General features: G+C 42.5%; 13 protein-coding genes and 1 other annotated feature. All 13 genes read left to right on the top strand.

Annotated features, from left to right (window positions below):
- The first annotated feature begins 23 nt into the window (after positions 1-23).
- The 13 genes from cymR to greA all read left to right on the top strand — a co-directional run bounded on the left by cymR (position 24) and on the right by greA (position 13,458).
- On the top strand, positions 24-443 hold the full coding sequence (gene cymR, locus LG330_RS11720; RefSeq protein WP_404404047.1) for a cysteine metabolism transcriptional regulator CymR: 420 nt from the start codon (positions 24-26) through the stop codon (positions 441-443).
- 15 nt (positions 444-458) lie between these two features.
- On the top strand, positions 459-1,595 hold the full coding sequence (locus tag LG330_RS11715) for a cysteine desulfurase family protein (RefSeq protein ID WP_404404045.1): 1,137 nt from the start codon (positions 459-461) through the stop codon (positions 1,593-1,595).
- A gap of 25 nt (positions 1,596-1,620) precedes the next feature.
- Positions 1,621-2,736, top strand: coding sequence for a tRNA 2-thiouridine(34) synthase MnmA (gene mnmA / locus LG330_RS11710; protein WP_404404043.1), 1,116 nt, complete (start codon positions 1,621-1,623; stop codon positions 2,734-2,736).
- 246 nt (positions 2,737-2,982) lie between these two features.
- The gene (locus tag LG330_RS11705; protein WP_404404041.1) at positions 2,983-3,651 is read left to right on the top strand and encodes a tetratricopeptide repeat protein; all 669 of its coding nucleotides are present in this window, start codon (positions 2,983-2,985) and stop codon (positions 3,649-3,651) included.
- A gap of 12 nt (positions 3,652-3,663) precedes the next feature.
- Positions 3,664-6,039 (top strand): ATP-dependent RecD-like DNA helicase, encoded by a 2,376-nt coding sequence (locus LG330_RS11700; RefSeq protein WP_404404039.1) that lies wholly within the window; start codon positions 3,664-3,666, stop codon positions 6,037-6,039.
- 51 nt (positions 6,040-6,090) lie between these two features.
- Positions 6,091-6,295: a binding site (T-box leader), on the top strand.
- Between the two features lie 62 nt (positions 6,296-6,357).
- Positions 6,358-8,991: an alanine--tRNA ligase gene (gene alaS, locus LG330_RS11695; RefSeq protein WP_404404038.1), complete on the top strand. Its 2,634-nt coding sequence runs from the start codon at positions 6,358-6,360 to the stop codon at positions 8,989-8,991.
- Between the two features lie 72 nt (positions 8,992-9,063).
- Positions 9,064-9,330: an IreB family regulatory phosphoprotein gene (locus LG330_RS11690; RefSeq protein ID WP_039810001.1), complete on the top strand. Its 267-nt coding sequence runs from the start codon at positions 9,064-9,066 to the stop codon at positions 9,328-9,330.
- Between the two features lie 2 nt (positions 9,331-9,332).
- Entirely contained in the window at positions 9,333-9,752 is a 420-nt protein-coding gene (ruvX, locus tag LG330_RS11685; protein ID WP_404404036.1) for a Holliday junction resolvase RuvX, read from the top strand.
- Positions 9,753-9,762: 10 nt separating this feature from the next.
- The gene (locus LG330_RS11680; RefSeq protein ID WP_404404034.1) at positions 9,763-10,044 is read left to right on the top strand and encodes a DUF1292 domain-containing protein; all 282 of its coding nucleotides are present in this window, start codon (positions 9,763-9,765) and stop codon (positions 10,042-10,044) included.
- A 95-nt stretch (positions 10,045-10,139) separates the two neighbouring features.
- The gene (mltG, locus tag LG330_RS11675; RefSeq protein ID WP_404404032.1) at positions 10,140-11,324 is read left to right on the top strand and encodes an endolytic transglycosylase MltG; all 1,185 of its coding nucleotides are present in this window, start codon (positions 10,140-10,142) and stop codon (positions 11,322-11,324) included.
- A gap of 160 nt (positions 11,325-11,484) precedes the next feature.
- Positions 11,485-12,120: an O-methyltransferase gene (locus tag LG330_RS11670; protein ID WP_404404030.1), complete on the top strand. Its 636-nt coding sequence runs from the start codon at positions 11,485-11,487 to the stop codon at positions 12,118-12,120.
- Positions 12,121-12,231: 111 nt separating this feature from the next.
- Positions 12,232-12,867, top strand: coding sequence for a uridine kinase (gene udk, locus LG330_RS11665; RefSeq protein ID WP_404404028.1), 636 nt, complete (start codon positions 12,232-12,234; stop codon positions 12,865-12,867).
- Between the two features lie 114 nt (positions 12,868-12,981).
- Positions 12,982-13,458, top strand: coding sequence for a transcription elongation factor GreA (greA, locus tag LG330_RS11660; protein ID WP_404404026.1), 477 nt, complete (start codon positions 12,982-12,984; stop codon positions 13,456-13,458).
- Positions 13,459-13,589: the final 131 nt, after the last annotated feature.

Raw genomic sequence — 13,589 nt, 5'->3', positions numbered from 1 at the left:
ATAGTCGCAAAGGTGGATGACACATGAAAGTCTCAACGAAAGGCCGCTATGGTCTGACAATCATGATTGAATTGGCGAAAAACTATGGAGAAGGTCCAATTTCATTAAAATCAATTGCAACAACCCATAATTTATCAGAACATTATCTGGAGCAGCTGATCGCGCCGCTGCGTAATTCAGGTTTTGTCAAAAGCATCAGAGGTGCATATGGTGGTTATATCCTGGCAGATGAGCCTTCAAATATTACTGCAGGTGATATTATCAGAACACTGGAAGGTCCGATCAGTCCTGTTGAAGGTCTTGAAAATGAAGCGCCTCCTCAGAGAGAGCTGTGGATCCGGATCAGAGATGCAGTAAGAAATGTACTTGATCACACAACAATTGAAGATTTAGCAAATCATACAGAAGAAGGCGAATCAGACGCCTATATGTTCTATATTTAACAGGAGGGTTTTGGTTTGAACAGAATTTATGCAGATCATGCTGCGACAACCCCGATGCTTCCTGAAGTGACTGCGGTCATGGTGGATGTGATGGAGAAGACCTACGGCAATCCATCAAGTATTCATCAGACAGGAAGAGCAGCAAGAAAAATACTGGATGACGCGAGAACGCTAATAGCTTCGAAGCTTGGCGTTCATTTTAATGAGATTCATTTTACAAGCGGCGGAACAGAAGCTGATAACCTCGCTATTTTTGGTGTGACTGAGGCCATGCGGCATAAGGGAAATCATGTCATTACAACAGCTATTGAACACCATGCTGTATTACATCCCTGTCAGGAGCTTGAGAAGCGGGGATTTGAAGTCACTTATCTGAAAGTGGATGAAACCGGCCGGATCAGCATGGAGGAATTTGCTTCATCTCTGCGTGAAGACACGATTTTAGTAACCGTTATGTATGGCAATAACGAATCGGGTACAATTCAGCCAATCAAAGAGATTGGAACGCTGTTAAAAGACCATCAGGCAATCTTCCATACAGATGCTGTTCAGGCATTTGGACTGTCTGACATTCAGATTGATGAAGAAGGCATTGATCTTTTATCTGTTTCCTCTCACAAAATTAACGGTCCCAAGGGTGCAGGGTTTTTATATATTAAAAACGGCACGCCCCATCACGCAACAGTATTTGGTGGAGAGCAGGAACGTAAAAAGAGAGCGGGAACAGAAAATCTCGCAGCAATTGCCGGTTTTGCAAAAGCAGTGCAATACGCATTCGAGAATAAAGAAGAAAAAACAGCGAATCTGGTTAACATAAAGGAAGCGCTGCTAAAAGAATTAAAACAGTCAGACGTTCAGTTTGAAGTAAACGGTTCTCTTGAACATTCACTTCCTCACGTGGTAAACTTAAGTATTCCGGGAGCCGAAATAGAGTCACTGCTGATCAATCTGGATCTGGCAGGAATCGCTGCTTCCAGCGGTTCAGCCTGTACTGCGGGATCGGTAGAACCTTCACATGTACTTGCTGCAATGTTTGGTCCGGAAAGCGAAAAACTGTTCAATTCAGTGCGCCTCAGCTTTGGTTACAAGAACACGGTTGAAGACGCAATCTATATAGCGCAAAGACTTAAGAAAATTACAGATCGCTTTTAGCGTCTGAAAAGTAAAGGTGATTCAAATGACAAAAACACCAGCTGAAACAAGAGTAGTAGTCGGGATGTCCGGTGGCGTGGATTCATCTGTTGCTGCATATCTATTAAAGCAGCAGGGATACGACGTGATCGGAATTTTTATGAAAAACTGGGATGATACAGATGAGTTTGGTGTATGTACAGCCACTGAGGATTACAATGATGTAATCCGTGTATGTAACCAGATCGGTATTCCTTACTATGCAGTAAACTTTGAAAAACAGTACTGGGATAAAGTGTTCACGTATTTCCTTGAAGAATACAAAGCCGGCAGAACACCGAACCCTGATGTGATGTGCAATAAAGAGATCAAATTTAATGCATTCCTTGACCATGCCATGAAGCTTGGCGCAGATTATCTTGCAACCGGTCACTATGCACGCGTTGACCGCTCAGGAGATGAAGTTAAAATGCTCCGCGGCCTCGATCAGAATAAAGACCAGACCTATTTTCTGAACCAGCTGTCACAGGAACAGCTCTCTAAAGTCATGTTCCCGATCGGTGACATTGATAAAAAAGAAGTAAGGAAAATCGCGGCTGAAGCAGGCCTTGCAACTGCTGCGAAAAAAGATAGCACAGGTATCTGTTTTATCGGAGAAAGAAACTTTAAAGAGTTTTTAGGTCAGTATCTGCCTGCACAGCCTGGTGATATGGTCACAATGGACGGAGAAAAAGTTGGCAGTCATGACGGATTAATGTATTATACAATCGGTCAGAGACACGGACTCGGTATTGGCGGATCAGGTGAGCCGTGGTTTGTACTTGGTAAAGACCTTGAAACGAACCAGCTTTATGTCGGTCAGGGCTTTGATCATGAAGCACTTTATTCAGATTCTATGACTGCAGTAGATATGGGCTTCACTTCTACAGAAGCACCGCAGAAATCCTTCCACTGCACTGCGAAATTCCGTTACCGCCAGCCGGATCAGGGTGTAACGGTTTATATGCAGGAAGATGGCACCGCAGAAATCGTTTTTGACGAGCCGGTCCGTGCGGTAACACCGGGACAGGCGGTCGTTCTCTACAACGGAGAAGAATGCCTTGGCGGCGGCACAATCGATAAAATCTTCAAAAGCTCAAAACAGTTGATGTATGTAGGTTAATAGATAGACAAATTAAATGGTAAAACCCATATACTTGTCTGCACAGCTGATGATTGAAGCGGAAGGGGGCGAAGCCTGCGGGCTCACCGCCCGGCCACGGAAAGCGCCCCCCCTGAAGAGGAAATCATCAGCCAGTTATGGCAGAATGAACCAAATAGAAATGACCTTTTGTGAAATGCCTTCACATCAGGTCATTTTTTGTGCCTTATGATATACTAAGCCCAAATCAACACGAAGGAGAACATTATGAAATCTTTAAATGAACAGGCAATCGAACTCATCCAGAAAGGTGAACTCGAAGAAGCCCTGAAGAAATTAAATGAACAAATCGAACAAAGTCCTGAAGACCCGGCCGCCTATATTAATTTCGGAAATGTACTGGCAAGATTCAATGAAGTGGAAAAAGCTGAACGCTTTTATCAAAAGGCTATTACACTTGATGAAAAAGCAGGAGCAGCCTACTACGCACTGGCTAATCTTTATTACACTGAAGAAAGATTTAATGAAGCAGCAGTACTGTATGAAAAAGCGATAAATGCAGGACTTGAAGACCATGACGCTTATTTTATGCTTGGAATGTCAATGATGAATAACGAACAGGTGAAACTGGCGGTACCATATCTTCAAAGAGCAGCAGAGTTATCCCCTGAGGACGCTGAGGTTCATTTCCAGTATGGATTATCGCTTGCAAAGCTGGAGCATGGCAGGGAAGCGGTGAATCAGCTGAAGCGAGCGGTGGAGCTGGATCCTGAACATGCAGATGCCCTTTACAATCTCGGTGTAGCATATGCAGGCTTTGAAGAAAATGCCGAAGCAGCACTTGAATGTTTTGAAAAGGCGATCAAAGCACAGCCGGATCATTATCTTGCTTTAAATGGGCGTAAAATCATACAGCAGTCAATCGGCAACGAATAGGAGGAGTCTTTCATGAGAGGTCAGCAAACGGATCTGTTTACTGAAGAAGAATTATATGTAAAAGGAACGCTGATCGTTTCTATTTTTTATAATGAAGATAACATGTATTCAGTAGTAAGGATCCGTGTGTCTGACACGAATATAGCGAATGCTGAGAAGGAAATGGTCGTCACAGGCCATTTTCCTTCCATGCAGGAAGAAGATACATATGTGTTTTTTGGGAAAGTGAAAGAGCACCCGCGCTTTGGCCCGCAGTTTATTACAGAGCGTTTTAAAAAAGAATTGCCTCAGACGAAGCAGGGCATTATTCATTACCTGTCCAGTGATCTTTTTAATGGGATCGGCAGAAAAACGGCAGAAAAAATTGTTGATACACTAGGAGAAAATGCGATCTCTAAAATTATGGAAAATGAAGCTGTGCTATTTGAAGTGCCAAAACTTTCTGAAGAGAAGGCTCACCATATTCATGAAGTACTGATTGAACATCAGGGACTTGAGCGGATTATGGTGCTTTTAAATGACTGGGGATTCGGACCTCAGCTCTCTATGAAAATTTATCAGTTTTATCAGGAAAAAACGGTTGAAGTCATAGAAGAAAACCCTTATCGGCTTGTGAATGATATTGAAGGGGTCGGTTTTGGTAAAGCGGATGAACTGGGCAGGCACCTTGGTCTGTCAGGGAATCATCCCGACAGAATTAAAGCTGCATGCCTGTATACAATTACCCAGCTCTCTATGCAGGAAGGACATGTGTATGCAGATTCAAAGCAGCTGTTAATCAGAGTAAAAGAGCTGCTTGAAAAGCATCAGCCGGAAAAAGTGGATTATAGTGATATTTCAAAAAGCCTGGTTGAATTACATGAAGAAGGAAAAATCGTCGGTGAAAACAAAAAAGTTTATTTACCTTCTCTCTACTATTCAGAGGTCGGTATAGCTTCAAGTGTTGAGAGCCTGACCTCGAATACAGAAGTGCATGATCAGTTTCCCGAAGCAGAATTCCTGCTCGCACTCGGTGATCTTGAAGAGCGGATAGGCGTCACATATGCACCTTCTCAAAAAGAAGCGATCCAGACAGCCCTGTCTTCACCCATCATGATTTTAACTGGCGGACCGGGTACAGGGAAGACAACCGTCATTAAAGGTATCGTTGAGCTTTATGCAGAACTCCATGGGCTATCACTCGATCCTGATAATTATTCAAAGGATGAACCGTTCCCAATCGTACTTGCAGCACCTACAGGAAGAGCAGCAAAAAGGATGACTGAATCGACCGGTTTAAAAGCGATGACGATCCACCGGCTGCTCGGATTTAACGGTCAGGAGGATATGGATGAAGAGGATGACGACAGAATGGTTGCAGGGCGTCTGTTAATCATTGATGAAATGTCGATGGTCGATACTTGGCTTGCGAATAAGCTGCTGCAGGCAGTGCCTGAGTCTATGCAGGTCATACTGGTGGGAGATCAGGATCAGCTGCCATCAGTCGGACCTGGTCAAGTGTTGCAGGATCTGCTTGATGCTAAAAAAGTGCCTGCAGTGGAGCTGACTGATATTTACCGCCAGGAGGAAGGGTCATCAATTATTGAACTTGCCCATCATATGAAAAAAGGGGAAGTGCCGTCAACGATCAGGCAGCCTTATCCTGACCGTTCATTTATCCCGTGCAGAGCCAATCAGATGGATGAAGTGGTCGGGAAGATTGTAAAAAATGCAATGACAAAGGGCTACACCGCAAAGGACATTCAGGTGCTCGCTCCAATGTATAGAGGACCTGCCGGAATTGACAAACTGAATTCACTCCTGCAGCAGCTGATGAACCCGAATGATGACGGGTCAAGAAAAGAGCTGAAGTGGGGGGATATTGTCTACCGGATAGGGGATAAAGTCCTCCAGCTCGTCAACCAGCCGGAAAGTAACGTATTTAACGGAGATATGGGTGAAGTGATATCCATATTTTACGCGAAAGAAAACACTGAAAAACAAGATATGATTCTTGTCTCATTTGACGGTGTCGAGGTCACCTATACAAGACAGGATCTTAACCAGATCACCCATGCATTCTGTTGTTCGATTCACAAATCACAGGGGAGCGAATTCCCGATTGTCGTACTGCCTGTTGTAAAAAGTTATTCAAGGATGCTCAGAAGAAACCTTCTTTATACAGCAATCACAAGAAGCAGTAAGTTTTTAATTATGTGCGGTGAAGAGGATGCATTCAGATACGGTGTTGAAAGAAAAGATGACCTGACGCGTCTGACCTCCCTGAAAGAAAGACTTGCTGGAGAAGAGGTAACAGTCTCAGAGAATACTGATCCTTTTGAAGGTGGAGCGGATCCAATGATTGGAATGGAAGGGGTCACGCCTTACGATTTTCTTGAAACATCATAAGGTTAAATTGACAAACAGTGATCATCTTTCATATAATTTCAGATAGAATAATGAATCTCGAAGAAGGAACAAGTAAGCAGGTCAGCTCATTTAAAGAGAGAATTCCCCAGGCTGAAAGGAATTTACTGAAGCATCTGCTGAAAGCTGGTCCTGAGTGCAGTTAAAAGCTGCCGTCTGCTGCGTTAAAGCGACTTTAGAGTGATGGGTTGTCAATCCATAACCAGGGTGGTACCGCGAGAGTGATCTCGTCCCTGTGTAGGATTGAGGACCCTTTTCTGTTTTCAGAGACGTTTCGGGAGATCAAAGGAGGATATAAGAATGGAAAAATGGACTGGTGCTCAAATCAGACAAATGTATTTAGATTTCTTCAAGGAAAAAAATCATGATGTGGAACCAAGTGCTTCACTTGTACCTCATGAGGACCCATCCCTGTTATGGATTAACAGCGGAGTTGCTACACTCAAAAAGTATTTTGACGGACGGGTCATTCCGGTAAATCCGAGAATTGTTAATGCACAGAAATCAATCAGAACGAATGATATCGAAAACGTGGGTAAAACAGCGAGACACCACACATTTTTTGAAATGCTTGGAAATTTTTCGATCGGCGAATATTTTAAAGAAGAAGCGATTGAATGGGCATGGGAATTCCTCACTTCAGAAAAATGGGTAGGGTTTGACCCTGAAAAGCTTTCAGTTACCATTCACCCTGAAGATGATGAGGCATATGACATCTGGAACAAAAAAGTAGGCGTGCCTGAAGAGAGAATTATCCGTCTGGAGGGTAACTTCTGGGATATTGGTGAAGGTCCGAGTGGGCCAAACTCTGAAATCTTCTATGACCGCGGTGAAGAGTACGGAAATGATCCAACAGACCCTGAGCTTTATGCAGGCGGGGAAAACGAGCGCTATCTCGAGATCTGGAATCTAGTTTTCTCACAGTTTAACCATAATGCGGATGATACGTATACACCACTTCCAAAGAAAAACATAGATACAGGAATGGGTCTTGAAAGAATGGCATGTGTTGTTCAGGACGTACCGACAAACTTTGAAACAGACCTTTTCATGCCGATCATTGAAGCAACAGAGCTTGTAGCTAAAAGACGTTACAGCCAAAACATTGAAGAAGATACTGCATTTAAAGTGATTGCTGACCACATCAGAACAGTCGCATTCGCAGTAGGAGACGGGGCATTGCCTTCAAATGAGGGAAGAGGGTATGTATTACGCAGACTGCTGAGAAGAGCTGTACGTTATGCGAAGCAGATCGGAATTAACCGTCCGTTTATGTATGAGCTTGTTCCTGTGGTTGCGGATATCATGATCGACTTCTATCCTGAAGTAAAAGATAAGCAGGAATTTATTCAAAAAGTGATTAAGACTGAAGAAGAACGCTTCCATGAGACGCTGAATGAAGGTCTTTCGATTCTGACTGAACTGATGAAAAAAGCACAGGCGGATGGCTCAAAAGAAATCAGCGGGAAAGACGTCTTCAGACTGTATGATACATTTGGTTTCCCTGTTGAGCTCACGCAGGAATATGCTGAGGAAAACGGACTGTCAATTGACCAGCTGGGCTTTGAGCAGGCAATGGAAGGTCAGAGAAGCCGTGCACGGGCTGCCCGTCAGGAAAGCGGCTCAATGCAGGTTCAGGGTGGTGTACTGGGAGATATTCATACAAAAAGTGAATTTGTAGGATATGACAGACTGGAGCATTCTACTACACTTGAAGATTTAGTCGTAAACGGTGATTTTTCAGATCTGGCTCCTGAAGGAACAGAAATTCAGTTTGTCCTGGCAGAAACACCGTTTTACGCTGAGAGTGGCGGACAAATTGGTGATAAAGGAACAGTTACACATGAAAACTGTGTCATTGAAGTCCAGGATGTTAAAAAAGCACCTAATGGTCAAAACCTGCATACCGGTATTGTAAAAAACGGCACGATTAAAAAAGGCGATAGCGTAATGGCGAGTGTCAGTGATTCTGTTAGAAATAGAATCACTAAAAATCATACAGCTACGCATCTGCTGCATCAGGCACTGAAAGATGTGTTAGGTGATCATGTTAATCAGGCAGGTTCACTAGTAGAACCGGACCGTCTCCGATTTGATTTTTCTCACTTTGGTCAGGTATCAAGAGAAGAACTGAGTAAAATTGAAGAGATTGTGAATGAAAAGATCTGGACAAGCTATTCAGTAGGCACAGCAATTAAATCAATTGATGAAGCAAAAGCAATGGGTGCGATGGCGCTGTTCGGTGAAAAGTATGGCTCTGAGGTGCGCGTCGTATCAATCGGTGATTACAGTCTTGAACTATGCGGAGGGTGCCACGTTGGTAATACAGCTGAGATCGGTCTGTTCAGAATTGCGTCTGAAGCAGGAATCGGGGCAGGGACCAGGCGGATTGAAGCTGTTACAGGAGAATCTGCTTACCGATTAATGAACGAACAGATTGATGTGCTGAATCGTTCAGCGGGACTGTTAAAAGCAAATCCTAAAGATCTTGAAGGTCGAATTGAAGGACTCCAGGCGGAACTTAAGTCAGTTCAGAGAGAAAACGAGTCACTGCATGCAAAGCTTTCAAATATCGAAGCAAAAAATATCATGGACCGCGTTGAGACAGTGGATGGCGTAAGTGTATTAGCTGAAAAAGTGCAGGCATCTGATATGAATACACTGAGAACGATGGCTGATGATGTGAAAAATAAAATTGGCTCCGGCGTGCTTGTATTAATCTCAGTAAATGGTGATAAAGTACAGATCATCGCAGGCGTGACAAAGGATCTGATTGATAAGGGATATCATGCTGGTAAACTTATAAAAGAAGTCGCTACAATCTGCGGCGGTGGAGGAGGAGGTCGTCCTGATATGGCTCAGGCTGGCGGAAAAGATCCTTCAAAAGTAGAAGAAGCATTGCAATTTGTACCTGAATGGGTGAAATCGATTTGATTCTCACCCCAACTGGTGTACAATAACAATAGTTGGATAATAGGAATGTGATTCCGTAGTGAGGTGTTGTTGATGAGCTCATTTGATAAAACGATGCGGTTTGACTTTGGAGATGATTCAGCCGATCAGGAAGTGAAGCGGGTCCTGAACCAGGTGTTTGAGGCTCTTGAAGAAAAAGGCTACAATCCGATTAATCAAATAGTAGGGTATCTTTTATCCGGTGACCCTGCCTATATTCCGCGTCATCAGGATGCAAGGAATGTTATCCGCAAATTAGAACGGGATGAAATTATTGAGGAATTGGTGAAGTTTTATCTTCAGCAGCATAAAGAGGGCTAAACATGAGAACAATGGGACTTGATGTAGGCTCCAAAACAATTGGAGTAGCCATCAGTGATGCCCTCGGCTGGACAGCCCAGGGAATTGAAACAGTAAAAATTGATGAAGCTGCAGGTCTTTTTGGATTCAAGCGGATTCAGGAGCTGGTAAAAGAGCACGAAGTGTCAAAAATCGTGATCGGGCTGCCAAAAAACATGAATAATTCTCTCGGACCGCGTGCTGAAGCCAGCCAGAGGTATGCGGATATGCTCAGCAGAAGAGTAGATGCTGAAATTGTTTTCTGGGACGAGCGCCTTAGTACAATGGCTGCAGAGCGCGTATTGCTTGAAGCTGATGTCAGCAGAAGCAAAAGAAAAAAAGTAATTGATAAAATGGCTGCAGTGATGATCCTTCAGGGTTATCTGGACAGCAATACTAGATGAGGTGACTGAAATGGAACATGGAGAAAAGCAAATTACAGTAATTGACGAACAGGGAAATGAAGTATTATGTGAGGTTTTATTCACATTTGATTCTGACCAGTTCCAAAAATCGTATGTTTTATACTATCCGATTGGGGATACAGACGAAGAAGAGATTGAAATTCACGCATCTTCTTTTGAACCGAATGATGAAAATTCAGAAGGCGAGTTAAAGCCTGTTGAATCAGAAGAAGAGTGGGACCTGATTGAGGAAATGCTTAACACGTTCCTTGACGAAGAAGAAAACGAATAAAATGACGAAGCGGGGGCAGCTATTTGCCCCCGCTTCTTTTTATTGTATAATAAGACCATTGGGAAAATGAGCAGACGTTTTTGGAGGGAAATTGATTGAGTGAAAAATCAAGTTTAATAGATCAGTGGAAGCTGAATTTACAGGAAAGAAAAAAAGAAGCAAAGCAGGTCAGGAAAATTGTATTTATCCTGTTGATTGTGTTCGTATTTCTGACAGCAGGTGCTCTGCTTGGAGCGTATTCCTATATCAGTTCAGCGCTTGAGCCGGTGGATGAAACAGATGAGAATGCTGTAGCAGTTGACATACCGATTGGTTCTTCTGTTGACGGAATTACACAGACGCTCGAAGATAACGGAATTATTAAAAATGCGCAAGTATATAAATACTATCTAAAATTTAATAATGAAACAGATTTTCAGGCAGGCACTTACAACATGACTCCGGCGATGACACTGAGCGAAATAACAGAAAGTCTGAAGACGGGTAAAATTTATAATGAACCTTTATTCAATGTAACGATTCCGGAGGGTCTTGTACTTGAGGAGATTGGTGAAATTATAGCTGAAAACACAGATTATACGCAGGAAGAGTTTATGGAAAAAGTGACAGATGAAACATTTATTAATTCACTGATGGAACAATATCCTGCATTAATAACGGAGGAAGTAAAAGGTGAGAATATCAAGCGTTCACTAGAAGGCTATCTCTACCCGGCAACTTATCCGTATTATGAAGAAAACCCATCACTTGAGACGATTATTATCCAGATGGTTGACGCGATGAATAATAATGTTGCGCCATATTTAGATCTATTGGCAGGATTTACAGAAGGAGATTATACAGGGGCAGAGGCAGAAGACGGTAAAGTGATGTCTGTTCATGAATTGATCACAATGGCTTCCCTGCTTGAAGAAGAAGCAACAGCAACAACCGACAGAGCGATGATTGCAGGGATCTTCTATAATCGATTAGAAGAAGGAATGCCACTGCAGACAGACCCAACCGTTCTCTATGCAAAAGGCGAATGGCAGGACAGAGTATTATTTGAAGATCTGGAAATCGATGACCCATATAACACATATCAGGTACAAGGGTTACCACCTGGGCCAATTGCTGCACCTGGCGCTACTTCTCTTGAAGCAGCGATCTCTCCTGAACGATCAGATTATTACTACTTCCTGACTTCAGCTGAAGACGGGGCAATGTATTACTCTGAAACGCTTGAAGAACACGAACAAAAAGCAGAAGAATTTATTTACAGTGTAAATGAAGAAGAATAGTTGGCTGGCAGAAGGAAAGAACATTCACTTTCCTTCTGCTTTTATGTTAGAATAGAAAAAGTATTTTAGCGTTTATCACTAATTTCCGGATTTCGGTCTAAAGGAAATGTATGTGAACGCTCTTTTTTATGGAACCTGAGATCAGAAAAGGTGATAAACAGTGGATAAAGTCCATCAATATATTGAACAGTTTTTTCCTCCGCGTTCAATGATCGCAGAAGAATTGACCAGGTTTGCTGAGGAAAATGATGTACCGATCATGGAGCCCCCTGGAATTGAAACATTACTCCAGTTACTGCGAATTCAGCAGCCTGCCAGAGTGCTTGAGATTGGTACTGCTATTGGGTATTCTGCCATCCGCATGGCTGAGGCATTACCTGATGTTGAGATTGTATCAATTGAAAGAGATGCTTTCAGGGCGCAGATGGCAAATCAGTTCTTAGAGCAGTCAGACTATAAAGACCGCATCCATCTGTTAGAAGGTGATGCGCTTGAAATGTCTGAAGCTGTTGCTGAATTCGGAAAGTTTGACGCGGTATTTATAGATGCAGCGAAAAGCCAGAATATCCGTTTTTTTGAATTATACGAACCTTTCTTTTCTGAAGATGTCTGTGTCTATACAGATAATGTTCTATTTAAAGGGCTCGTAGCTGAGCAAAATGGGACAGAGAGCAGGAATGTCAGACAGATGCTCAGAAAACTGGATCGTTTTAATCAGTGGATCGCAAGTCATGAAGGCTACCATACAGTGATTTTACCTGTTGGTGATGGCCTGTCAATCAGTAAAAGAAAATAATCATGATGAAAATACAAAGTAAAACAGACGCTGCAAGAGATCCGCTTAAGATAATAAGCGAATAAGCCGCTGCGTCCATTCGGTATGTGTAAGAAAGGAGCTAACGGCAAAATGAAAAATAAACCCGTTATTATTGGTGTAACTGGAGGTTCAGGTTCTGGAAAAACTTCCGTTACGAAAGCGATTTATGATGTGTTTCAGGATCAGTCAATCGCAATTATCGAACAGGACTACTACTATAAAGATCAGGGCAACATTCCTTATGAAGAGCGTCTGAAAACGAACTATGATCATCCGCTTGCATTTGACAACGATCTTTTAATCGAGCATATAAGTCAATTACTCAACAGAGAAGTGATTGAAAAGCCGGTGTATGATTATACTGTGCACACACGATCTGAAAAAACCATTCCGGTAGAACCGAAGGATGTGATTATTGTTGAGGGGATCCTGGTGCTTGAAGATGAACGTCTGCGTAATCTGATGGATATTAAACTCTATGTAGATACAGATTCAGATCTTCGCATTATCAGACGTATGCTGCGTGACATTAATGAACGGGGCCGCACAATCGATTCGGTTGTTGATCAATACATCAACGTTGTACGTCCAATGCATAATCAATTCATTGAGCCGACAAAGCGTTACGCTGATATCATTATTCCTGAAGGCGGACAAAATCATGTTGCCATTGACCTGATGGTAACGAAAATTCAAACAATTCTTGAACAAAAGTCTATTGTGTAATATGATAGCAAATGCTGAGAGGATAATTTATCCTCTTTTTAGCATACTTCATAAAAGGGGTTTCAATCACATAGCATGAAATAGTTCATGCATTTTTTAAAGGAGTGAAGGGATTTGGCAAACGAGAAAGTATTTCCAATGACAGAAGAAGGTAAACATAAGCTCGAGCAGGAACTGGAGCAGCTTAAATCTGTTAAGAGAAAAGAAGTAGTAGAGAGAATTAAAATCGCAAGAAGCTTCGGTGACCTGTCTGAGAACTCAGAATATGATTCAGCTAAAGAAGAACAGGCATTTGTTGAAGGCCGTATTTCTACACTCGAATCAATGATCCGTAACGCAAAAATTATTGAAGATGATCAGACGCTTGAAGGTGTTGTTTCACTTGGTAAGACTGTAACATTTGTGGAACTGCCTGATGGAGATGAAGAATCTTATACAATCGTCGGCAGCGCAGAGGCTGATCCATTTGAAGGCAAGATTTCAAATGACTCTCCAATTGCTAAAAGCCTGATTGGCAAAGTAGTTGGAGATGAAGTAAAGGTCCAGACGCCTGGAGGAGATATGGACGTAAGAATCACTTCAATTAACTAATACAAAAAACATTCCGGTGTATGCCGGAATGTTTTTTTAAACTGAATGTAACTTTTATCTTGTTTCCCCGTCAAATCCTGTACAGTACAGAGGTCCTGTTTTAATATAAGGAAAAGCTGCTCTTGTAACTG

The organism is Jeotgalibacillus malaysiensis (genome assembly GCF_044789845.1).
Taxonomy (GTDB): domain Bacteria; phylum Bacillota; class Bacilli; order Bacillales; family Jeotgalibacillaceae; genus Jeotgalibacillus; species Jeotgalibacillus malaysiensis_A.
This window is presented reverse-complemented; position numbering and strand designations above follow the sequence as displayed.

Coding starts and splice junctions, on each gene's coding strand:
- cymR (WP_404404047.1), top strand. CDS start 24: ATGAAAGTCTCAACGAAAGGCCGCTATGGTCTGACAATCATGATTGAA.
- mnmA (WP_404404043.1), top strand. CDS start 1,621: ATGACAAAAACACCAGCTGAAACAAGAGTAGTAGTCGGGATGTCCGGT.
- LG330_RS11705 (WP_404404041.1), top strand. CDS start 2,983: ATGAAATCTTTAAATGAACAGGCAATCGAACTCATCCAGAAAGGTGAA.
- LG330_RS11700 (WP_404404039.1), top strand. CDS start 3,664: ATGAGAGGTCAGCAAACGGATCTGTTTACTGAAGAAGAATTATATGTA.
- alaS (WP_404404038.1), top strand. CDS start 6,358: ATGGAAAAATGGACTGGTGCTCAAATCAGACAAATGTATTTAGATTTC.
- LG330_RS11690 (WP_039810001.1), top strand. CDS start 9,064: ATGAGCTCATTTGATAAAACGATGCGGTTTGACTTTGGAGATGATTCA.
- ruvX (WP_404404036.1), top strand. CDS start 9,333: ATGAGAACAATGGGACTTGATGTAGGCTCCAAAACAATTGGAGTAGCC.
- LG330_RS11680 (WP_404404034.1), top strand. CDS start 9,763: ATGGAACATGGAGAAAAGCAAATTACAGTAATTGACGAACAGGGAAAT.
- udk (WP_404404028.1), top strand. CDS start 12,232: ATGAAAAATAAACCCGTTATTATTGGTGTAACTGGAGGTTCAGGTTCT.